This window comes from Streptomyces sp. KR80, assembly GCF_052245555.1.
In the GTDB taxonomy this organism is placed as follows: Bacteria; Actinomycetota; Actinomycetes; order Streptomycetales; family Streptomycetaceae; genus Streptomyces.
In genome coordinates, this window is record NZ_JBQQCD010000009.1 from 89,820 (window position 1) to 112,326 (window position 22,507).

18 protein-coding genes and 2 pseudogenes are annotated in these 22,507 nt (G+C 69.0%); 15 read left to right on the forward strand and 5 right to left on the reverse strand.

The features are described 5' to 3' along the window. Nucleotides 1–11: 11 nt before the first annotated feature. Nucleotides 12–641, forward strand: a pseudogene (locus ACTWQI_RS15470) (sugar-binding domain-containing protein); the annotation flags it as partial. A gap of 281 nt (nt 642–922) precedes the next feature. Further along, nucleotides 923–1,591, forward strand: a complete 669-nt coding sequence (locus ACTWQI_RS15475; RefSeq protein WP_443270838.1) for a lytic polysaccharide monooxygenase auxiliary activity family 9 protein — start codon at nt 923–925, stop codon at nt 1,589–1,591. Here ACTWQI_RS15475 and ACTWQI_RS15480 read toward each other — a convergent pair. Together ACTWQI_RS15480 and ACTWQI_RS15485 are read right to left on the reverse strand one after the other, a co-directional pair. Continuing rightward, nucleotides 1,584–2,054: a hypothetical protein gene (locus tag ACTWQI_RS15480; protein ID WP_443270840.1), complete on the reverse strand. Its 471-nt coding sequence runs from the start codon at nt 2,052–2,054 to the stop codon at nt 1,584–1,586. The genes ACTWQI_RS15475 and ACTWQI_RS15480 overlap by 8 nt on opposite strands. Before the next feature lie 196 nt (nt 2,055–2,250). After that, nucleotides 2,251–2,424, reverse strand: coding sequence for a hypothetical protein (locus ACTWQI_RS15485; protein ID WP_443270841.1), 174 nt, complete (start codon nt 2,422–2,424; stop codon nt 2,251–2,253). A gap of 667 nt (nt 2,425–3,091) precedes the next feature. Between ACTWQI_RS15485 and ACTWQI_RS15490 the strand changes: the two genes are divergently transcribed. The 4 genes from ACTWQI_RS15490 (at nt 3,092) to ACTWQI_RS15505 (ending at nt 7,596) form a co-directional block, all read left to right on the forward strand. Beyond that, nucleotides 3,092–4,156 (forward strand): mechanosensitive ion channel family protein, encoded by a 1,065-nt coding sequence (locus ACTWQI_RS15490; protein ID WP_443270842.1) that lies wholly within the window; start codon nt 3,092–3,094, stop codon nt 4,154–4,156. Nucleotides 4,157–4,374: 218 nt separating this feature from the next. After that, on the forward strand, nt 4,375–4,833 hold the full coding sequence (locus ACTWQI_RS15495) for a PPOX class F420-dependent oxidoreductase (RefSeq protein WP_443270844.1): 459 nt from the start codon (nt 4,375–4,377) through the stop codon (nt 4,831–4,833). 169 nt (nt 4,834–5,002) lie between these two features. After that, nucleotides 5,003–5,545, forward strand: coding sequence for a DUF488 domain-containing protein (locus ACTWQI_RS15500; RefSeq protein WP_443271039.1), 543 nt, complete (start codon nt 5,003–5,005; stop codon nt 5,543–5,545). A 224-nt stretch (nt 5,546–5,769) separates the two neighbouring features. After that, entirely contained in the window at nt 5,770–7,596 is a 1,827-nt protein-coding gene (locus tag ACTWQI_RS15505; protein ID WP_443270845.1) for a coagulation factor 5/8 type domain-containing protein, read from the forward strand. A 261-nt stretch (nt 7,597–7,857) separates the two neighbouring features. Here the strand turns inward: ACTWQI_RS15505 and ACTWQI_RS15510 are convergent, their stop codons facing one another. Then, complete coding sequence (locus tag ACTWQI_RS15510; protein ID WP_443270847.1) at nt 7,858–9,162, reverse strand: ROK family protein; 1,305 nt, start codon at nt 9,160–9,162, stop codon at nt 7,858–7,860. Between the two features lie 183 nt (nt 9,163–9,345). On the opposite strand from ACTWQI_RS15510, the gene ACTWQI_RS15515 reads away from it, so the two are divergent. The 9 genes from ACTWQI_RS15515 (at nt 9,346) to ACTWQI_RS15555 (ending at nt 20,263) form a co-directional block, all read left to right on the forward strand. After that, entirely contained in the window at nt 9,346–10,665 is a 1,320-nt protein-coding gene (locus ACTWQI_RS15515) for an ABC transporter substrate-binding protein (RefSeq protein ID WP_443270848.1), read from the forward strand. A 14-nt stretch (nt 10,666–10,679) separates the two neighbouring features. Beyond that, nucleotides 10,680–11,684, forward strand: coding sequence for a carbohydrate ABC transporter permease (locus tag ACTWQI_RS15520; protein ID WP_443270849.1), 1,005 nt, complete (start codon nt 10,680–10,682; stop codon nt 11,682–11,684). Beyond that, nucleotides 11,677–12,531, forward strand: coding sequence for a carbohydrate ABC transporter permease (locus ACTWQI_RS15525; RefSeq protein ID WP_443270850.1), 855 nt, complete (start codon nt 11,677–11,679; stop codon nt 12,529–12,531). Before ACTWQI_RS15520 ends, ACTWQI_RS15525 begins: the two co-directional genes overlap by 8 nt. Then, the gene (locus ACTWQI_RS15530) at nt 12,528–13,925 is read left to right on the forward strand and encodes a GH1 family beta-glucosidase (protein ID WP_443270851.1); all 1,398 of its coding nucleotides are present in this window, start codon (nt 12,528–12,530) and stop codon (nt 13,923–13,925) included. The genes ACTWQI_RS15525 and ACTWQI_RS15530 overlap by 4 nt, the downstream gene beginning before the upstream one ends. A 181-nt stretch (nt 13,926–14,106) precedes the next feature. Further along, nucleotides 14,107–15,738 (forward strand): ABC transporter substrate-binding protein, encoded by a 1,632-nt coding sequence (locus tag ACTWQI_RS15535; protein ID WP_443270852.1) that lies wholly within the window; start codon nt 14,107–14,109, stop codon nt 15,736–15,738. Nucleotides 15,739–15,793: 55 nt separating this feature from the next. After that, nucleotides 15,794–16,753, forward strand: a complete 960-nt coding sequence (locus ACTWQI_RS15540) for an ABC transporter permease (RefSeq protein ID WP_443270853.1) — start codon at nt 15,794–15,796, stop codon at nt 16,751–16,753. After that, nucleotides 16,753–18,759 (forward strand): dipeptide/oligopeptide/nickel ABC transporter permease/ATP-binding protein, encoded by a 2,007-nt coding sequence (locus ACTWQI_RS15545; protein WP_443270855.1) that lies wholly within the window; start codon nt 16,753–16,755, stop codon nt 18,757–18,759. The genes ACTWQI_RS15540 and ACTWQI_RS15545 overlap by 1 nt, the downstream gene beginning before the upstream one ends. Next, nucleotides 18,756–19,811 carry an oligopeptide/dipeptide ABC transporter ATP-binding protein gene (locus ACTWQI_RS15550; protein ID WP_443270857.1) on the forward strand — a complete coding sequence of 352 codons (1,056 nt, stop codon included), beginning with the start codon at nt 18,756–18,758 and terminating at the stop codon, nt 19,809–19,811. Before ACTWQI_RS15545 ends, ACTWQI_RS15550 begins: the two co-directional genes overlap by 4 nt. Before the next feature lie 149 nt (nt 19,812–19,960). Further along, a complete protein-coding gene (locus tag ACTWQI_RS15555) occupies nt 19,961–20,263 on the forward strand; it encodes a hypothetical protein (protein WP_443270859.1) in 303 nt (100 codons plus the stop codon). Nucleotides 20,264–20,360: 97 nt separating this feature from the next. On the opposite strand, the gene ACTWQI_RS15560 is transcribed toward ACTWQI_RS15555, so the two are convergent. Then, nucleotides 20,361–22,238 (reverse strand): penicillin-binding transpeptidase domain-containing protein, encoded by a 1,878-nt coding sequence (locus tag ACTWQI_RS15560; RefSeq protein ID WP_443270860.1) that lies wholly within the window; start codon nt 22,236–22,238, stop codon nt 20,361–20,363. A gap of 45 nt (nt 22,239–22,283) precedes the next feature. Beyond that, nucleotides 22,284–22,437: pseudogene (locus ACTWQI_RS15565) on the reverse strand (AAA family ATPase); the annotation flags it as partial. Nucleotides 22,438–22,507 lie beyond the last annotated feature (70 nt).

A 22,507-nucleotide genomic window follows, 5' to 3' on the forward strand; every position in this document is an offset into this window, starting at 1 on the left:
AGAGGGATCACATGGCGGTCAGGCGCAGGTCGTTGTTGATGGCGGGTACCGCGACGCCAGTCGCCGGAGCCCTCGTCCCGGCCGCCGGCGCAGCAGCCGCGCCCCGTACGCGGGCCTCCGGGGGCCGGATCGTCGAGCTCCGTGACGGCTGGCGTTTCGCGCTGGTCAACCCGGCCGGGACCACCGACCCCACCGGTGCATACGCCCGTGCGATGGAGCCCGGCTACGACGACTCGGCGTGGCGGAAAGTCGCCGTACCGCACGACTGGAGCATCGAGCTCACCCCAACCACCGATCACGGCACCAGCAGCGGCACCGGCTTCCTCCCCGGCGGCCTCGGCTGGTATCGCAACACCTTCACCCTGCCGCCCGGCCACTCCGGAAAACGGATCTCCGTCGAGTTCGACGGCGTCTACATGGACTCGCGCGTGTACTGCAACGGCCGCCTCATCGGCCGTCACCCCTACGGATACACGGGGTTCGCCTTCGACCTCACCGAGCTGCTGCACACCGACGGCAGCACCCCCAACGTCATCGCCGTCGAGGTCCGCAACCAGCTGCCCAGCAGCCGCTGGTACTCGGGCAGCGGCATCTACCGGAACGCCCGGCTGGTCGTCACCGACCCCGTGCGTGGCTCGCGGCTCCGCCTGGACCTGACCAGCCGTCACCCGGGCGCCCCCGACGGAGCCCAGCGCATCAGCCGTCTCGACGTCTCCACCCGCTGAGACGGCACCGGGCTGAACACGGACCCGCTGGCACTGGTGGCCGAAGCTCGACGGTCCCTGTCCTGGACCATGATCCGCCTGGCCTGACCCGTGTTTGACACTGTTGCGGTTTTGCTCAGTTTTGGCCACGAGTCGGCGGGTATCCCCCTCATGGGAGCGCTCCCATCATCCCTACGTCGGAGGATGGAGAGACCATCATGCATTCTCATGCCCGTGGCGCTGACTTGCGTTGGGCGCTTCGCGCTCTGGGCCTGCTGTCCGCAGTGCTGCTCTGCCTGATCCCCTGGACCGGTACCGCCGCCGCACACGGGTCGGTTGTCGACCCGGCCTCCCGCAACTACGGCTGCTGGCTGCGCTGGGGCAGCGACTTCCAGAACCCTGAGATGAAGCAGAGAGACCCCATGTGCTGGCAGGCATGGCAGGACAACCCGAACGCTATGTGGAACTGGAACGGCCTGTACCGCAACGGTTCCGGCGGCAACTTCCCCGCCGTGATCCCGGACGGGCAGCTGTGCAGTGGCGGCCGGACCGAGGGCGGCCGCTACAACTCGCTGGATACCGTGGGCCCATGGCAGAAGACGAGTGTCAGCCGTGATTTCACTGTGCGGCTGCACGACCAGGCCCGCCACGGCGCGGACTACATCCTCGTCTACGTCACCCGCCAGGGCTTCGACCCCACCACTCAGCCGCTGCGTTGGAGCGACCTGCAACTGCTGCGCCGGACCGACAGATACGCGCCCGCCGAGAACTACACGATCGACGTCAGTACCTCCGGCCTGAGCGGGCACCATGTGGTCTACACGATCTGGCAGGCCTCGCACATGGATCAGACGTTCTTCCTGTGCAGCGACGTCGACTTCAGGTGATTCGTTCGCACGGCACCCCGCCCTGCCACCCCCCCGTCGGCTGCGGGAGACAGGCCGGACGCCCGGCGGGCAGCCGCACCCTGCCCGACCCGCTCGCCTGCTCCGTCTCCGCGGACGTAGCCAGTTGGACCCTGACCCCGTCGATGACGGCGACGGCGGGGGGCCGCAAGATGGCCGCAACGGACGTGGTGGTGTGCGGCGTGCCGGCGATTAGCCGCTCTTCGAGCCAGGGGTCGCGGAACGAGCGCGGGCGTTCGGTGCCGAAGACGTGGCCCACGTGGCAGGTCTCGTAGACGACGCCTATGAGCTCCTGGCGCAGCTGCCGGGCGGTGTCCGCCGTGATCTCCCGGTCGCGGACCGTCGCATGCGATGCGTCCACTGCCAACGTCACACCGTCGAGGGCAGCGGCCAGTTGCGTGTCGAGGCGATTGTCGAGTGGAGTGCCGCCTGTCGTCTCGGACACCTCATACCTCCAGGCCAAGGTTTCGGCGAACTTGGCGGGCCGGAGGACGGCGGACCGGTCGATGCCGGCCGCGGCCGGTCGATGGCCGTCAATCTGGGGCGGTGCTCGGCTGCGGCGAACATGCAGTCCTGCAGATGCCAGCCAGCAAACCCGGCAGCCCGTATGGGAGTTCGGGGTCCATCACTCCGGCCTCTTCTCAGTAGCCCTTCCAGAAGGAGACGTTCTTGGTTCGAAGCCGTTCCAGTTCCCGCACGCCGCGTTCCACGATGTCGCGGTGGGACAGCTGGGTCACCGGGCCGGCCATGCCCTGGTCCTGGGATGGGATGTCCAGGGCAGCCCGGTGCAGCCACTCGCCGATGAAACTCCCCACGTCGCGAGCCGGATCCGCGGGCGGAACGGGTTCCGCGCGGGCACGGAGAGCGAGAGAAGGATCACTGCAGCGAGAAATCGGGCCAGCCAGGTGCGGCAACGGAGCCAGTCGGGGTCAATGGTGATGCCGCTGGTGCCGAGGCCGAGGACGGCAGCCAGGCCCACCACGCTGCGGGCGTGGTCTTCGCCCCGGTACGGGCCGTGGGGGCTGGTCTTGGTGTGGCGTTGGGTGAATACGGCAGCCGCGTGGGCGCGTTCGGCGATCGGGGCCAGCGCAGTCCTCCGTTTGGGGCCGGAGCCCTCGCGCCGCAGGTGAGCCATGCGGGGGCCACGCTGGGATGGCGGTCGGCGTGGCGTTATGCGCCTTCGGCGGCGTGCAGCGCCGTTACTTGCCGTACTGCGCCATACGCCGTTGTACGAGGTCCTTGGCAGCGGGCCACAGGATGCGGCAGAGACCGACGGATTCGGGGTGTCGCCACATCCAGTAGTGCGAGCACCTGCCCGCCAACTGGCTGCCGCACCGCGTGCGGCAGGATGGCAGTTCGTGTCGGGTCGTCCGCGTACGACTCGGCGCATTGGCCTATCCCAGAGACGACAGGTGGCAAGGTGACGTCGCATCACATCGGGCTCGCAGCACGAGCGCTCCCCCGAGCAGCGGGAGCCGACCGGTGAACCGCGCATTCACACTGCACGACGTGCTCGTCGCGGGGGCCGCGCTGGCCGCTGGCATCGCGGCGGGCCTGCTGCTGCGAGCGGCCCTGCGGTGGCTGGGACGGCACGCTGACCGGACGCGGTGGAGCGGGGACGACGTCATCGTCGACGCGTTGCGGTCCGTGGTGCCCTGGGCGACGATAGCCGCCGGCCTGGCGGTAGCGACCGCGGCGCTTCCGCTGACGGAGACGGTCGGACGGAACGTCAACCGGACACTGACCGTGCTGCTCATCCTGGTCGTCACGTTCACCGCAGCCCGCGTGATCAGCGGCCTGGTGAAGGCCAAGTCCGGCGTGGCCGGATCGGCCACCATATTCGTCAACATCACGCGCATTGCGGTGCTGGCGATTGGCTTCCTCGTCGTGTTGCAGACGCTGGGCATCTCCATCGCCCCTCTCCTCACTGCGCTGGGTGTGGGCGGCCTCGCGGTCGCGCTGGCCCTGCAGGACACCCTCGCCAACCTCTTCGCGGGCGTGCACATCCTCGCCTCGAAGACGGTGCAGCCCGGTGACTACATCCGGCTCAGCAGCGGCGAGGAGGGCTACGTCGTCGACATCAACTGGCGCAACACCGTGGTGCGCCAGCTCTCCAACAACCTGGTGATCATCCCCAACGCCCAACTGGCCGGCACCAACATGACCAACTTCACCAGGCCGGAGCAGCAACTGTCGATCATGGTGCAGGTGGGAGTCGGCTACGACAGCGACCTCGAACACGTCGAACGGGTCACCACCGAGGTCGTCGAAAGCGTGATGACCGAGATCACCGGCGGTGTCCCCGACCATGAACCGGCCATCCGCTTCCACACGTTCGGAGACTCCAGGATCAGCTTCACGGTGATCCTCGGGGTCGGCGAGTTCAGCGACCAGTACCGGATCAAGCACGAGTTCATCAAGCGCCTGCATCAGCGGTACCGGGCCGAGGGCATCAGGATTCCCTCCCCCGCGCGGACCGTGGCATTGCACCAGTCGGGCGAGATCGCGATACCGCACCAGCGCGGACCGTCGAAGCCGGTGCCGTAGGCGCGGGGCGGTTGCCCTCGGCCGTGCCCCGCGCCCGCGATGTGCCCAGGCGCCATCGACCCTGTTCGGCGCCACGCGGCCCGTGCGGCTCCGTGCGGCGCCACGCCGGTTACGCAGCAGGGCACGCGGCAGTCACTCGAGCGGCCGAATCCCCGTTGGCGGGCGCCGGCAATACGGGCTAGACATCGGTGGAACTCCCCGCACCAGGAAGGCCTGCCATGAGCGACACCACCGAGCAGGACAAGCTCGAAGAGCTGCTGACCACCAGCCACAGAGGCGTGCTCGCCACCCTCAAGCACGACGGGCGGCCGCAGCTGTCCAACGTCGGCTTCGCCTTCGATCCGCAGGAGCGTGTGCTGCGGATCTCCTCCACCGACGACCGGGCCAAGGTTCGTAATCTGCGTCGCGACCCGCGGGCGTCCTTCCACGTGACCACGAACAACATGGGCGCGTGGGTGGTGGCGGAGGGCGAGGCCGAGGTGTCCCCGGTGGCCGCCGATCCGCACGATGCGACGGTCGGGGAGCTCATCGACATCTACCGCACCATCGCGGGCGAGCACCCGGACTGGGAGGAGTTCCGCTCCGCGATGGTCGCGGAGCGGCGGGTCGTGGTGCGGATCCGGGTCTCCCGAACGTACGGCCGATACGTCTGGCCGCCGTCCGGCAGCGGCGCCTGACGGGCCTTGGCGCCAAACCCACACCGGTCGCCCGGCGTCCTCCTGGAGAAGGCCCAGCAGCGCTGGGGAGACCATGCAAGCCGTCTGGCGCGCTACCGCGATGCGTGTGGACGGAGCCTGGCGCCACGAGGCGGTGGCGCCGCGCTGGGCGAAGGGCCGCGTGACTGACATGCAACTGCTGAGCTTCGGCCACGGCACCGCGGACGCCATGGAGATGACGCGGCTGCTGCACGGTGCCGGGGTGCGCCGGCTGGTCGACGTGCGGACGGCGCCGGGCAGCCGACACAATCCCGACGCCAACCGTGACGCCATGTCACGGTGGCTGCCGCGGGCCGGCATCGCCTACCGGTGGGAGAAGCGGCTCGGCGGCTGGCGGAAGGCACGCCCGGACACGCCCGACACCGCGCTGCGCAACCGTGCTTTCTGTGGGTACGCCGCCCACATGCGCTCGCCCGAGTTCCGCTCCGCGATCGACGACCTGCTCACCGAGGCGGCCGGAGAGCGCACCGCCGTCATGTGCGCGGAGTCCGTGTGGTGGCGCTGCCACCGCAAGATGATCGGCGACTTCCTGGTCCTCGCCCGCGAGGTTCAGGTCCTGCACCTCATGCACGACGGAACACTGCGACCGCACCTCCCAAGCCCTGAGGCGCGCCTGCTGCCCGAACGCCGCCTGCTCGTCTATGACGCGGGCCAACCTCCCCTCCCCGAATGAGTCCGGTCGAAGCAGTGCAGACGCGTTCAACCCGGCTGCCGCGTTCATGAGTTGAACGTAGATCGCGCTTACCGATCCCTTGACTGCACAAGTCCTCACGAGTTAACTCAAGCCTCGAATTAAGTCTGGACCAGGGGGCGGGTGCACGCGGCCCCCACACGCGTGCAACCGCCCCCTGGCACCTCCCGGCCTCAACCCTTCTTCCCCCACGCAGGAAGGCCCACATGAGTCCCTCCCTCTGGCAAGGCTTCCGAGCGAAGCAGCGCCGCCACTTGCACCGCCGAGGACGTGTCCTGCCCATAGCCGCGGCCTCCCTCCTCCTGGCCTCCGGTGCGGTGGCGGCGGTCACGGTCCAGAACGCAGGCGCCGCCCCCGACGCCTCCCGGTCCACGTCCTCCACCGGAACCTCCGCGGCCGACCCGGACTTCGGCCCGAACGTCGAGATCTTCGACCCGTCCATGTCCAAGGAGACGATCCAGAACCGGCTCGACACCGTCTTCAAGCAGCAGGAGGAGAACCAGTTCGGCGGCGAGCGCCACGCGCTGCTGTTCAAACCCGGCTCGTACGACGTCGACGCCAACGTCGGCTTCTACACTCAGGTCGCCGGTCTCGGCCTGTCCCCCGACGACACCACCATCAACGGCGCGGTCCACGCCGAGGCCGACTGGTTCGACGGGAACGCCACCCAGAACTTCTGGCGCGGCGCCGAGAACCTGGCCGTGAACCCCGCCTCCGGCGCCGACCGGTGGGCCGTGTCGCAGGCCGCGCCCTACCGCCGTATGCACGTCAAAGGCGATCTGCAGCTGGACGACGGCGGCTGGTCCAGCGGCGGGCTGATGGCCGACACCAAGGTCGACGGGCAGGTGCGCTCCGGCTCGCAGCAGCAGTGGCTGTCGCGGAACACCGAGTGGAGCAGCTGGTCGGGCTCCAACTGGAACATGGTGTTCGTCGGCGCGGAGAACGCCCCCCAGGGCGACTTCCCCAAGCCGCCCTACACCCGCGTCGACCAGACGCCCGTCACGCGCGAGAAGCCGTTCCTGTACGTCGACGACGCCGGTGACTTCAAGGTGTTCGTGCCCGAGCTCCGCAAGAACTCGCGCGGCACCACCTGGGCCGGCGGGGCACCGAAGGGCGAGTCGCTGCCGATCGGCGACTTCTTCATCGCCAAGCCCGGCGTGAAGGCCGCCGCGATCAACGCAGCCCTCGCCGACGGCAAGAACCTCATCGTCACCCCCGGCGTTCACCACCTCGACGAGACCCTGAAGGTGACCCGGCCTGACACCGTCGTCCTCGGCCTCGGCCTGGCCACGCTCGTCCCCGACAACGGCATCACCGCGATGTCGGTCGCCGACGTCGACGGCGTGAAGATCGCGGGCCTGCTCGTCGACGCCGGAACGCAGAACTCCGACACCCTGATGGAGGTGGGCCCGAAGGGCGCCGACGCCGGACACGCCGACGATCCGACCTCTCTGCACGACGTGTTCTTCCGGGTCGGCGGGGCCGGGGTCGGCAAGGCGACGAAGAGCCTGGTGGTCAACAGCTCGAACGTGATCGGCGACCACCTGTGGATCTGGCGGGGCGACCACGGCGACGGCGTCGGCTGGAACACCAATACGGGCGACACGGGGCTGATCGTGAACGGCGACGACGTCACCATGTACGGCCTGTTCGTCGAGCACTACCAGAAGCACCAGACGATCTGGAACGGCAACGGCGGCCGCACGTACTTCTACCAGAACGAGATGCCGTACGACCCGCCGGACCAGGGGTCTTGGATGAACGGCGACACCAAGGGCTACGCCGCCTACAAGGTCGCGGACTCGGTCACCAGCCATCAGGCCTGGGGCCTCGGCAGCTACTGCTTCTTCAACGTCAACCGGTCCGTCGTCGCCGAGCACGCCTTCGAGGTCCCGAAGACACAGGGCGTCAAGTTCCACAACATGGTGACGGTGTCACTGGGCGGCACGGGCACCATCAACCACGTCATCAATGACACCGGTGGTCCCTCGAATTCGAGCAACAACGTCGCCAACGTCGTGAACTATCCGTAGGCCATGGGCTCCCCGCCCCTGGGCCCAAGGTCCAGGGGCGGGCCTAGGTCCTGTCCGGTCGGTCAGGCCGGATCAGTGAGCGGGGGTCTGGTGCAGGGGGCACCTCCCAGCGATAGCTGGGGGAGCATCGCAAGGCGGAGGAGGGAGTCCATGCGGTGGGGGCACCTCCCAGCGGTAGCTGGGGGCCATCGGCGACCGACGACAACGCGGCGAGGTGCGGTGCCAGGGCACGCGAGCCCGGCCTGACCGACCGGACAGGGCCTACGCCAGTCGCCCGTCCAGTGTCCTGCGCCAGGCGGGAGACTGCTCCGGCAGCGAGGTTCGCGAGCGGCGTCCGCCCCGGGCGAAGAAGTGGGCGAGCGGAAGGATCGCGGCGCCCACGGTCACCGCGTCGGGACCGAGCCGACCGAGTTCGATCCCGACGCGTCCGGCGGGGTATGTCAGGGCGTACGAAAGGGCGTGGGTGCGTACCGACTCCATGAAGCGCGGGCCAAGTTGGAGGCCTGCCCAGCCGCCGACGAGTATGCGCTCGGGCTGGAACAGGTTGATCAGGTCGGACAGGCCGGCGCCCAGGTACTCCGCGGTCTCGGTCAGGACGCCCGCCGCCACGGGGTCCGGGTCGCCGCCGCCTTCGGGGTAGGCGGCAGCCAGCATCGCCGTCAGCGCGGTCTCCTCGTCGGTGTCCTGCGGCGGCCGCCCGCCCGCCTCCCGCCAGCGCGCCAGCAGTGCCTCCGCACCCGCGTACGCCTCCAGGCAGCCGAGCGCGCCGCACCGGCATCGGCGCCCCCGCACCCGTACGGTCAGATGCCCCCACTCGACGGCCCGGCCGTGCTCCACCTCATCGGTGACGACGCAGGCGCCCACGCCGGAGCCGAAGAGCACGACCACCGCGTTGCGCGCGCCGCGTCCGGCGCCGAACCACATCTCGGCCTGGCCCAGCGTCTTGGCACCGTTGTCGATGAAGTACGGTACGTGCTCGGGGAGTTGGCCCGTCGAACGCAGCATCCGTTCCAGCGGGACGGCGTCCCAGCCGATGGTCTGGCCGTGGACGACCGTGCCGTCCTCGGCGGAGCGTTCGATGATGCCGGGCACGCCGATGCCGACGCCGAGGAGCTGTTCGGGGGCAGTTCCGGTGGTCTGAAGGACCTCCGCGATGCCGTGGAGGATGTGGCCGACGATGAGCTCGGCGTCGTAGCGTTCCCGGCTCCCAGCCCCTCCCGTGGCCAACGGCTGTTCCGTGCGGGCGAGTTCGGCCAGAGACAGGTCGAACAGCTCGATGCGGACCCTGGTTTCGCCCACGTCGACGCCGATCATGTGGCCACCGTGCGGGGCGACGCGCAGCAGGGTGCGGGGGCGGCCGCCATCGGAGTCGACGCTGCCGGCCTCCTCCACCAGGCCGTCGGCGAGCAGTTCGCCGACGACGTTGCTGATGGAACCCGAACTCAGTCCGGTCGCGGGGGCGAGGGCGTTGCGGCTCATCGGCCCGTCGAAGTACAACCGTTGCAGTACCGCGGTGCGGTTCTCACGCCGCAGGTCACTGACCGTTCGGCCGTTGCGCGCTGCCACTTGACCCCCTGGTTCGCTGGCTCCGCTGAGCAAGATACCTCTGCGGATCTCTTGACGCGACTTTCCCTTACGGTTTAACTCACGTTCTAAATTAAGGGATGTCGGGCTTCGAGAGTCGAACACGGTCGTGCCGGAGCCTCCTCTCCCAGCATTCGCGACTCCCGGAAAGGGACACCTGGAGCCATGCGCAGCATCCGAGCCGCGGCCATAGGCGCCGTCACCATGTCTCTGGCCCTTGCCGCCTCGGCTTGCGGAGGCGGTTCGCCGACGAACAGCGGCGGGTCCAACGACTCGCCGAGGACGCTCACGTACTGGGCCTCCAACCAGGGCGCCAGCATCAAGGTGGACAAGAAGGTCCTCCAGCCAGAGCTCGACAAGTTCGAGAAGCAGACCGGGATCAAGGTGAAGCTGGAGGTCGTCCCCTGGTCGGACCTGCTGAACCGGATCCTGACCGCGACCACGTCCGGCCAGGGCCCCGACGTGCTGAACATCGGCAACACCTGGAGCGCCTCCTTGCAGGCCACCGGGGCCCTGCTGCCGTGGGACGCCAAGAACTTCGACAAAATCGGCGGCAAGGACCGCTTGGTCGACTCCGCGCTCGGATCGACGGGCGCGCAGGGCCAGGACCCGGCCGCCGTGCCGCTGTACTCGATGGCGTACGCGCTCTACTACAACAAGAAGATGCTCGCCGACGCGGGCGTCTCGAAGCCACCCGCCACCTGGGACGAGCTGGTCGCCGCCGGCAAGAAGCTCTCCAAGGACGGCAAGTGGGGCCTGGGCGCCGAGGGCGCGAACGTGGCGGAGAACGTCCACCACGCCTTCGTCTTCGGCAAGCAGCACGGGGCCGACTTCTTCACCGCCGACGGCAAGCCCGACTTCACCTCCGACAGTGCGGTCGCCGCAGTGAAGCAGTACGTCGACCTGATGGCCAAGGACAAGATCATCGCGCCGGGCAACGCCGAATACGCGCAGAACCAGTCCCTGAGTGACTTCGCCAAGGGTAAGACCGCGATGATCCTGTGGCAGACCGCGTCCGCCACCCTCAAGGACCTCGGCATGAAGGATGTCGTGTGGGACGTGGCACCGGTGCCCGTGCAGTCCGGCAGCCCGGGGACCGGGACGATGGTGAACTCGATGGCGGCGGGCATCAACCTGGCCGTCTTCAAGAACACCGACAACCTCGACGGCGCCATCAGGTTCGTGAAGTTCATGACCAGCGACGCCGAGCAGAAGATCCTCAACAAGGCGTACGGCTCCATCCCACCGGTCAAGTCCGCCCAGTCGGATCCCGCGTTCAACTCCCCTGCGACGACCGTCCTGAAGGACACTCTCGCCCAGAGCGCCGCGGCGCTGCCGCAGGTGGCCGACGAGTCCCAGTTCGAGACCGCCGTCGGCACCGCCGTCAAGGAGCTGTTCGCCGATGCCGCAGCCGGGCGCCCGGTGACCACCGCGTCAGTGCAGGCGAAGCTCGAGAAGGCCCAGCAGCAGATGCCGGCGAAGTGAGCGCGGACACCGGCATGACCACCACGGCACCTGTCCCGGCGGTCGACGAGCGGACGGGGACGGTGCGCAAGAGCTCCCCCGGTGCGGCGCCCGACCCCCGCCGCACCGGGTGGATACGCCCCGCGGCACTGCCATACCTGCTGCTCCTACCCGCGTTGCTCCTCGAACTCCTGGTCCACCTGGTGCCGATGGTGATCGGCATCGTCATGAGCTTCAAGGAGCTCACCCAGTTCTACATCCGCGACTGGAACACCGCCCCCTGGTCCGGATTCGACAACTACACGATGGCCGTGGACTTCAACGCGCCCGTCGGCCAGGCGCTGCTCGACTCGTTCCTCGTCACCTGCGGCTTCACGCTGCTGTCCGTGGCGCTGTGCTGGCTGCTCGGCACGGCGGCCGCGATCTGCATGCAGGACGCGTTCCGCGGCCGCGGCCTCCTGCGCGCCCTGTTCCTCGTCCCGTACGCGCTGCCCGTGTACGCGGCCGTCATCACCTGGGCGTTCATGTTCCAGCATGACAACGGCCTGGTGAACCACGTTCTGCACGACCAACTGCACCTCACCGACAAGCCCTCCTTCTGGCTCATCGGCGACAACAGTTTCGTCGCGCTGCTCATCGTCTCGGTGTGGAAGGGCTGGCCGTTCGCCTTCCTCATCGTCATGGCCGGCCTGCAGAACATCACCAAGGAGCTGTACGAGGCGGCCGCCCTCGACGGCGCCGGCATCTGGCAGCAGATCCGCCGCATCACCCTGCCGTCGCTGCGTCCCGTCAACCAGGTGCTGATCCTCGTCCTGTTCCTGTGGACGTTCAACGACTTCAACACGCCGTACGTGCTGTTCGGCAAGGCCACACCGGAGGCCGCCGACCTCATCTCCATCCACATCTACCAGTCGTCCTTCGTGACCTGGAACTTCGGCACCGGCTCGGCGATGTCCGGCCTGCTGCTGCTCTTCCTGCTCGGCGTCACGGGCGGGTACCTCGTGCTCACCTCGCGCGGACGGAAGGTCACCGATGCCTAGGTCCCCGATGGCCGCCCCGCGCTCGTTTCTCTGGACGAGCCGGGTCGTCCTCACCCTGCTCACCGGCTTCGTGCTGCTGCCGGTGTACGTCATGGTCTCCAGCTCCCTGAAGCCGCTGCAGGACGTCTCCGGGAAGTTCCGTTGGCTGCCCAGCGACCTGACGATCCGCCCGTACATCGACATCTGGTCGACGGTCCCACTCGCGAAGTACTTCATGAACTCGCTGATCGTGGCAGGCGCGGCGACCGTCTGCTCTGTGGTGATCGCGGTATTCTCCGCGTACGCGGTCAGCCGCCATGACTTCCCGGGCAAGCGCGTGTTCACGGTCACCGTCCTGTCCACGCAGATGTTTCCCGGCATCCTCTTCCTGCTGCCGCTGTTCCTCATCTACGTCAACATCGGCAATGCCACGGGCATCGCGCTGTTCGGCTCGCGCGGCGGCCTGATCCTGACGTATCTCACCTTCTCGCTGCCGTTCGCCATCTGGATGCTGATCGGCTACTTCGACTCGGTCCCCCGGGACCTGGACGAGGCGGCGCTGGTGGACGGCTGCGGCCCGCTGGGCGCGCTCTTCCGGGTCGTCGTGCCCGCAGCGATCCCGGGCATCGTCGCCGTCGCCGTCTACGCCTTCATGACCGCGTGGGGCGAAGTGCTCTTCGCCTCCGTCATGACCAACGACACCACCCGCACACTCGCTGTGGGTCTGCAGGGCTACTCCACACAGAACGACGTGTACTGGAACCAGATCATGGCCGCCTCGCTTGTCGTCAGCGTCCCCGTGGTTGCCGGCTTCCTGCTGCTGCAGCGCTACCTCGTCGCCGGGCTCACTGCCGGAGCGGTCAAGTGACCAACCTTCCTCTTCCTGAAAGGACTTCTGTGTCCGACGCCATCGACCTCGCCGCGCTCTCGCACGACTTCTTGTGGGGTACGGCCACATCGGCGTACCAGATCGAGGGAGCCGTCACCGAGGACGGCCGTTCACCGTCGATCTGGGACACCTTCTCGCACACCCCCGGCAAGATCGCGAACAACGACCGCGGCGACGTCGCCTGCGACCACTACCACCGTTGGCGCGAGGACATCGGGCTGATGAAGCAGCTCGGCACCAACGCCTACCGGCTCTCGATCGCCTGGCCCCGGGTGGTGCCGGGCGGCGACGGGCCGGTGAACCCCAAGGGTCTCGCCTTCTACGACGAGTTGATCGACGGCCTGCTGGGGGCGGGTATCACCCCGTCCGTCACCCTGTACCACTGGGACCTGCCGCAGGTTCTGCAGGATCGGGGCGGCTGGCCCGAGCGGGCGACCGCCGAGCACTTCGCCGCATACGCGTCTGCGGTCGCCGAGCGCCTCGGCGACCGGGTCACTCACTGGGCCACCCTCAACGAACCCCTGTGCTCCGCCTGGATCGGGCACCTCGACGGCAGGATGGCCCCCGGCCTCACCGATCTGACCGCTGCGGTTCGCGCCTCCTATCACCTGCTGCTCGGCCACGGCCTCGCCGTGCAGGCGATCCGCGCCGCGGCCCCGGCCGCCCAGGTCGGCATCGTCAACAACCTCTCCACCGTCCACGCCGCCACCGACCGTCCCGAGGACGTCGCGGCGGCCCACCGCATCGACGGCCACACCAACCGCTGGTGGCTGGACCCGGTCCACGGCCGCGGCTTCCCGGCGGACATGCGTGTGGTGTACGGCGTCGAACTCCCGGAGAAACCGGGCGACTTGGCGACGATCGCCGCACCGCTGGACTGGCTGGGCCTGAACTACTACTTCCCGGCCACCGTCGCCGACGACCCCACGGGTCCGGTCCCGCACGCCCGCTCGGTGCGCCGCCCGGGCGTGCCGCGCACCGGCATGGACTGGGAGATCGACGCAAGCGGCATCGAGACGCTCCTGCTCCGCCTCACCCACGAGTACGGCGCACGCAAGCTGTACGTGACCGAGAACGGCGCCGCCTTCCCCGACGTCGTACGCTCCGACGGCACCGTCGACGACCATGAGCGCCAGGACTACCTGGACCAGCACCTCGCCGCCTGCGCCTCGGCGGCTCGCAAGGGCGCCCCGCTGGCCGGGTACTTCGCCTGGTCGCTGCTTGACAACTTCGAGTGGGCGTACGGCTACGACAAGCGCTTCGGCCTCGTCCACGTCGACTACCGCACCCAGGCCCGCACCATCAAGGGCACCGGACACCGGTACGCCGACATCATCCTCCGGCACCGGAGCCGCGCGCAGCGCGCGGCCTGAGGAACGGTGCCGCCGGTGGGACATTGGCCAGCACCTCTGGAGAACCGCCACTCGCGCACGCTCCCTTGACCATGCGCGCTCCTATGGTCACGCTGCTGACCAGACCTAGGACGTCATACGTCCGCGTCGTATGTCCACCCGATCCACCACTCCGCACCACCCACCCCTCCCAGGAGGAACCGTGCGTGACGTGACCCGTGAACCGGCGCTACACCGCCGGTCCTTCCTCAAGTACTCCGGAGCGGTGGGCGCTGCCGCCGCCCTCACCCCGACGCTCTCCGCCTGCTCCGCCGGGCCCGAGTCCACGAACGACACCGGCGGCGGAGACGGCAGGCGCGGCCTGGAAACGCTGACCGCGGTCATCGGATACGGCAACGACCAGAGCTGGGATCCGACGCAGACGGCGTCGGCGTTCAGCATGGCCGCCAACCACCACATCTACGAGGGGCTGTTGGACACCGATCCGATCAGCCGTGAGCCGTACCCGGCGCTGGCCACCGAGATCCCCACGGACCTGTCCTCCATCCGCTGGAGGTTCACCTTGCGGGACGGCGCCACGTGGCACGACGGCGAGAAGGTCACCGCGGATGACGTCGTCTTCACCTTCGACCGGATCCTGGACCCGGACACGCCGTCGCTCGCCAAGAACTTCTTCGCCTCCTGGCTGAAGGAGGTCCGCAAGATCGACGACGGGTCGGTGGAGCTGGTGCTGAAGTTTCCCTTCCCGGACGGGGCTCCGCGGCTGACCCTCGCCAAGATCATGCCGAAGCACGTCTACGCGAGGCCGGGCGCCTGGGACGAGGCACAGAAGGGGAAGGCGGTGGGCTCGGGGCCGTACCGGCAGACGGCACACCACCCGAAGTCCAACACCACGTTCGCGGCGTTCGACGGCTACAACGGGCCGCGGAAGGCGACGTTCCGGAAGATGAACTGGCTGTCGATCGTGGATGCCGCGCCGCGCGTGGCGAAGATCTCCGGTGCGAGCGCGGGTGCGCAGATCGCGGACAACATTCCGTACGCCAACATCGCCCAGCTGGAGAGCAGCGGCCTGAAGGTCGAGGGCGGCGCCGGGATGAACCATCTCTTCCTGCTCTTCAACACCGCCCACAAGCCCTTCGACGACGTCCGGGTGCGCCAGGCGCTGCACTACGCGATCGACACGGAGAAGATGATCTCCGCGGCGCTCCGGGGGCACGGCAAGCCCGCCACGTCCTTCCTCAACGCGTCCAACCCGACCTACCGGCAGGCGAAGACGGTCTTTGCGTACGATCCGGAGAAGGCCAGGGCGTTACTGAAAGCGGCCGGCGTCAGCGGGCTGCGGATCACTCTGATGGCGGTCAACGTCAGCTGGATCGCGGACTGCCTGCCCACCATCAAGGCCTCCTGGGACGCCGTCGGGGTGGAGACCACGCTCGAGCCGCAGGAGACCGCGGCGCTGTTCACCAAACTCGATCAGAAGAAGGACTTCCAGGTTGTCGCGGCCGCCTCGAACCCGAACCAGTTCGGCCTCGACGCCGACCTGATCATGCACTACAACTACGGGCCCGGCAATCTATGGATGCGGTACGCCCGATGGGACGGCCGCCCCGAGGCCAAACGGCTGTTCACGCTCATGGACCAGGCCACGCGGGAGCCGGATGCCGAGAAGAAGAAGCAGATGACGCAGGACTACATCGACGTGGTGGCGGAGAACGCGGTCATCTATCCGGTCGTGCACAACGAGCTGATGACCGCCTGGGACCCGAAGAGGATCACGGGCATCAGGCCCCAGCCGTATCCCGGCATCAACGTCCTCCAGGGCAAACCCGCGTAGCGCCGGCAGAAAGCGACGGGTCGGAGGGCGAAGCGACGATCTCAAGGAGCCGCACGTGGTGGCGATCGCCAGGATTCTTGCGCGCCGCATCGCTCTTCTGGCCCCCTTGATGCTGGGCATCGTGCTGTTCGTCTTCCTCGTCATGCGGTTCTCGGACAGCGATCCGGCATCGGCGTACTTCCAGGGCGCGAATCCGACCGAGCAGCAGCTCCACGACTTCCGTGAGCGGAACGGGCTGCTCGATCCGCTGCCGGTCCGCTACGTCCGCTTCGTGGGGGACCTGCTCCACGGCGACCTGGGCATCAGCGTGCTGACCAGGGCGCCGGTCGTCGACCAGGTCACCACGGCGCTGCCGCTCACCATGCAGCTGACCTTTCTGGGGCTCGGGATCGCCGTGGTGCTGGCCCTGGTGCTCGGGGTGACGGCGGCGATCTACCGTGACCGGCTGCCGGACCAGCTGATCCGGGTGGTGTCCCTCACCGGAGTGGCCGCGCCCGGCTTCTGGCTGGCGCTCCTCATGATCCAGTACCTGGCCGTCGATGCGGGCTGGTTTCCCACCGGCGGGTACATCAATCCGGCTGACTCGTTCAGCGGCTGGCTGAAGACGATGACGCTGCCGGCGTTCGCGCTGTCGTTGCCGGTGGCGGCCCAGCTCACCCGGATCGTGCGAACGGCGGTGGTGGAGGAGCTGGACAAGGACTACGTGCGCACCGCGATCGGCAGCGGCCTGCCCCCGGTCGTGGTCGTGGGCCGGAACGTGCTGCGGAACGCACTCATCAACCCGCTGACGGTGCTGGGCTTAAGGGTCGGCTATCTGCTGGGCGGCGCGGTGGTGATCGAAACGATCTTCTCGCTGCCGGGGATGGGGAAGCTCATGATCGAAGCGGTGAAGAACGGCGATCCGGCCGTCGTGCAGGGCGTCGTGCTGACGACCGCCTTCGGGTTCGTGATCGTGAACCTCGTCATCGACATCCTCTACCTGCTGGTCAATCCGCGGCTGCGGAGCGCCGACTGATGTCCGCGCTCCTGCACCGGGGCCGCCTGGCCGAACGGCTTGCCCGGCCCGGCATCCGGCTGCGCGGCTGGCGCCGGCTGCCCGTCGCCTCACGCATCGCCATGGTCGTCATCGGCGCCGTCGTACTGATGGCCCTGCTCGCGCCGCTCATCGCTCCGCACGATCCACTGGACCAGGCCCCGCTGGTGGACCGCGGCCACGGTGAGGGCGCGCCGTCGGTCGCGCACTGGATGGGCCAGGACAGCCTGGGCCGCGACATCCTCAGCCGGCTGATGTACGGGGCGCGTTGGTCGCTCGCGATCGGTCTGGGGGCCACGGCACTGGCCCTGGTCGCGGGGGCACTCCTCGGGGCGGTCGCGGCGACCTCGCGCAAGGCGGTCGACGAAACGCTCATGCGCTGTCTGGACGTGGTGATGGCGTTCCCGGGCATCGCGCTGGCCGCTGTGCTCGTGGCGGTGTTCGGCGGCGGCATCCCGGTGCTGATCTGCGCCATCGCGTTCCTCTACACGCCGCCGATCGCCCGGGTCGTACGGGCCAATGTGATGGACCAGTACGGCGAGGACTATGTCACCGCCGAACGCGTCATCGGCGCGCGGACCCCGCACATCGTGCTGCGGCACGTGGCGGTCAACTGCGCTGCGCCGGTACTGGTGTTCTGCACGGTGCAGGTCGCGGAGGCCATCGTCTTCGAGGCGTCGCTGTCGTTCATCGGCGCGGGGGTGCGTCCACCGGATCCGTCCTGGGGCAGCGTGATCGCCGACGGTAAGAACATGGTGCTGACCGGCGGCTGGTGGGCGACGGTGTTCCCCGGGCTGCTGATGCTCGTCACCGTGCTGTCCCTGAACGTGCTCTCCGAGGGGGTGTCGGACGCGTGGGCGGCGCCCGCGGCACGGGATGTGGAGGCCAGGAAGGCGCAGGACCGGCTGGAGGCGCCGGAGCCGGGCAGCGGCGCGGTCCTGGAGCTGCCGGAGCTGACCGAGGCGGCGCGTCGGCTGCGGGCCCGTGCCCGGCCGCTGCCGCCGGGCCCTCCGGTGCTGGAGGTCGAGGGCCTGGCCATCGGCTTCGACGCCCGGCACGGCGGTGTGGACATCATCGACGGGATCAGTTTCGACGTACGTCCGGGGGAAGTCCTGGGACTGGTCGGCGAGTCGGGCTGCGGGAAGTCGCTGACCGCGCTGACGGTGATGGGTCTGGAGCCGAGGGGCGCCCGCGTCCGCGGCCGGGTCACCTTCGACGCCCGGCAGCTGATCGGCCTGCCGATGCGGGCCCGGCGCCGACTGCTGGGCCACGACATGGCGATGATCTACCAGGACGCCCTGTCGTCGCTGAACCCGGTGATGACGATCCGGGCGCAGCTGAAGCAGGTCGTACGGCGTGGGGGAAAGCAGTCCGCGGCCGAGTTGCTGGAGATGGTGGGGCTGGATCCGGAGCGTACGCTGCGCAGCTATCCGCACGAGCTGTCCGGCGGCCAGCGGCAGCGGGTCCTGATCGCGATGGCATTGTCGCGCGGGCCGAAGCTGATCGTCGCGGACGAGCCGACGACCGCGCTGGACGTGACCGTGCAGGCGCAGGTGATCGAGGTGCTGCTGCGGCTGCGTGCGGAGCTGGGCTTCGCGCTGATCCTGGTCTCGCACGACCTGGCGCTGGTCGCGGACGTCACGGACCGGGTGGTCGTGATGTACGCCGGGCAGATCGTGGAGAGCGGTGTCACCGCCGACCTGGTGGCGGCCCCGGCCCACCACTACACGCGCGGGCTGCTGGGTTCGGTGCTGTCGCTGGAGTCGGCGGCCGCGCGGCTGACGCAGATCCGGGGCGTCGTACCGTCGCCCGCCGCCTTCCCGGCGGGCTGCCGCTTCGCGGACCGCTGCCCGATGGCGAGCGAGGTGTGCCATACGACGGCACCCGCTCTGGCGGGAGACGGGCGGCAGCATGTAGTGGCCTGCCACCATCCTGCCGTGGCGCTCGGCGCGCCCGCGCCGGGGGGCGACGAGGAGGCCGTCACATGAGTCTGCTTTCCCTGTCCGGTGTTCACGTGGTGCACAAGGCGCGAACGGGGGGTCTCTTCTCCCGCGACCGGGTGTACGCGCTGACGGGGGCGGACCTCACCGTCGAGCCGGGCGAGACCCTGGGCGTCGTCGGCGAGTCCGGATGCGGCAAGTCGACCCTGGCCAAGGTGCTGGTGGGGGTGCAGCGCCCGACCTCGGGCACGGTGGCGTACCGGGGCCGCGACCTATGGGCGATGCGGCCCGCCGAGCGGCGGACCACGGTCGGCCGCCGCACCGGCATGGTCTTCCAGGACCCGTCGACCGCGCTGAACCGGCGGCTGACGGTCCGCCGGATCCTGCGCGATCCCCTCGATGTACACGGGCACGGAACCGCCGCCCAGCGCGAGGACCGCGTACGGGAGTTGATGGCGCTGGTCGGGCTACCGAGCGCGCTCGCCGAAGGGCTGCCGGGCCAGCTGTCCGGCGGGCAGCGGCAACGGGTGGCGATCGCCCGGGCACTGGCGCTCGAACCGGAGCTGGTAGTCGCCGACGAGCCGACCAGTGCGCTCGACGTGTCGGTGCGGGCGCAGATCCTCAATCTGCTGTTGGACCTGAAGGAGCGACTGGGACTTGCGCTGGTGTTCGTGTCGCACGACATCCAGACGGTGCGGCGGATCAGCGACCGGCTGATCACGATGTATCTGGGGCGGATCGTGGAGGAGGCACCGGCCGGTGAGGTCACCGGCCGGGCCCGGCATCCGTACACGCGCGCGCTGTTCTCGGCGACGCCGGGGCTGCTCGATCCGATCGACCCGATTCCGCTGGCCGGTCCCGTGCCGTCGGCGACCCGGCCGCCGAGCGGCTGCCCGTTCCGGAACCGCTGCTGGAAGGCCGACGAGGTGTGCGCGGCCGCCATGCCGGAGTTCGCGGACGCGGGGGCGGGCACGCATCTGGGCACCGCCGCGCGGCACCGCTACCGCTGCCATCACCCCGTGGCCCACGGGCAGTCCACGCACGACCTCGTCGCCGAGGCCGCCCGCCGCCCACCCGCTCACCCCACGAAGCGCCCATGACCATTGCCGCCCAGATCCTGTCGGCGGCGATGGGGTTCGCACCCGGGCCGGTGACGGTCAGGCCCGCTCTGGCCAGGGCGTTTGTCAGCAGCTGGCAGTAAAATGGAGGCAGTTGGTGAGGGTCGAACCACCGCACCGGGAGGTCGCCGATGGCCGTAGCCGCAGTCACGAAGAAGTCGACCACGAAGCACGCGAGAAAGCCGACGAGCAAGCCGCTCACACCGTTGATGAAAAAACCGCTGCCGACCGGACGGCCGCGCGAATGGTACGAGTCCCACAACCGCAAACTGAAGGCCATGCGCCTGGCCATCGCCCTGCTCGACACAGGTACCTACCGCGCTGAGCACGCCCCCAACCACAAGATACGGACCACCGCGGCCCGCATCGGGATCCACCCGCCGTCGGACACGACCTGCCGACTGGTCCGTTCGCTGCTTCGCAACGGGCACTGAGCTGGGACCGGCGGCCGGCATCACTCGTATGCTGCGGGCCGCCGGTCGCGTGGGCTGCATTGCGTTCGGTCCAGCGTCGAACGCCACACCGTCGGGCTCAGTTCAGCCCTCGCAGGAAGCTCGCCGCCACGGGACCGGCGTCCTTGCCGCCGGAGCCGCCGTCCTCCAGGAAGACGGCGAAGGCGAGATCTCCCCGGAAGCCGATCATCCACGCGTGGGTCCGCGGCGGGCTGTCCGCCCCGAACTCCGCCGTGCCGGTCTTCGCCCCCGGCCGGCCGGAGATCCCCCGCAGCGCCGACCCGGATCCGTCGGTCACCACCGCGCCCATCAGGGCACGCAGCTGCCGCACGACAGCCGCGTCGAGCTCCCTGGCGGCCTTGTGCTTCTTCTGCACGACCCGGGGAACCAGCACCGGCTGCTTGAACGAGCCCTCCTTGACGGTGGCGGCAACCGACGCCATGGCGAGGGGACTCACCTCGACCTCACCCTGGCCGATCATGGCCGCGGCCTTGTCGTTGTCGCTCGCATGCGTCGGCACCCTCCCGTCGAAGGTGACAGCGCCGACGTCCCAGCTGGCGCCGATGCCGAACCGGCCGGCCATGTCGGTCAGCGCACCGTCCCCGAGCTTGTCGCGCAGACCGATGAACCCCGTGTTGCAGGACCGAGCGAAGTCGTCGCGGAAGGTCGTTCCCTCGGGCAGGTCGAACGCATCCTGGTTCTGGAACTTCTGCCCGTTGACGTTCGCCGTACGGGGACACGGCGCCGGCGTCCGGGGGGTGACCCCGGACTGAAGCAGCGCTGCGCCCGTGATCACCTTGAACGTGGAGCCGGGCGGGTAACGGCCGTTGAACGCCAGGTTCTCCGCGGAGTCCGAGGCATTGGCCACGGCCAGGATCTCGCCGGTGCTGGGGCGCAGCGCGACCAGCGCCGCCTTCTTCTCCGTGCTCGCCAGGGCCGCCTCGGCCGCACGCTGCGTCGGCGGGTCGAGGGTGGTCTCGACTGGCTTGCCCGGCGTGCCCTTGCTGCGGTACACCACACGCCCGTCTCCGAACGCGGGCGTGGCGGCGGCTCGCACGGTGATGTCCGGGGTGCCGGCGAGCTGCTTCTGGTAGCGGTACTGGAGCCCTGAGGCTCCGACGGCATCGGTGGCGGCGGCGTCCGGCCCGGCGTTCTTCAGCGTCTCGGCCGTGGCCGGCTGAACGCTGCCGATGAGCGGTTTCGCGGTGGTGGCCACGGCACGTTCGAAGTCGTGGAACTGCAGCCCCCGCGCCGCCGAGAGGTTGTCCCGTACCTTGCGGAAGACCCCGTCCCTGAGCGTGACCACCGGAACAGCCTGGTCCGGTTTCGCCGCCTTCACACGGGACTTGAGCGCATCGGTGTCGATGTCGACGCCGAGCTCGGGATCTTCGAGTGCGCGGTAGACCCGTCGCGGATCCTTGACCTTGGCGGGCCAGACACTGACCGCCCACACGGTGGTCTCCGGTGCGAGGTTGCTGCCGTCGGCGGCGAGGATCCCGGCGCGGGGAGGGAGCTCCCGGTCGAGCATCAGCCGACTGGTCGGCTCCTTCAGTTCCGGGTGCAGAACGGCGGGAGTGAAGTGCACCTTCCAGTCGCCGCCCTCGGACTTCCTGACCTCGGCACTGGACCGGTACCTCCAGGTGCCTGCTCCGGAGAGGGTGAGCTCGACCCGGAAGGGAACGCGGGCCGCCCCTTCCCTCTGTGCATCCTGCTTCGTGCCCGGCGTCAGCCGCGTCTTCTTGATGCCGAGTTCTTCGTCGATGCGGGCCAGTTCCTCCTTCGCCTGAACCGGCGCGTCCGTGAAGGAGGCGGCCTTCTCCACGTCGCCCGCCGCCCAGGCGGAGAGGAATGAACGAGCCGTCCGCGTGGCCTCGTCGTCCTGATCGGAGCAGGCCGTGGCGAAGCAGACAACCAGGGCAGCGGTGAGCCCCACTGCGTTGACGCATACGTGTCGCATATAAGGCCCTTCCCCTCGTCACGACGCGTTCCGCTGCGGATCAGGCTCCTGGAAATCCCCCGTCGGCATCTCAACGATCTCTCTCAGCACATACCCGACCTTCTCCGGGTCATAGACGAGCGCCTCAAGGCCGAGTGGACGCAGTTCATCCACCAGCCTGCTTCCCGCTGCCGAACGCACCGTTCACCCAGACGATCACAGCTTCTCCCGCCTCACGGACCTTGCTGCTCCGAGGTTCTCCGTGCCGAACGGTGTGCGGACTGCGAAGG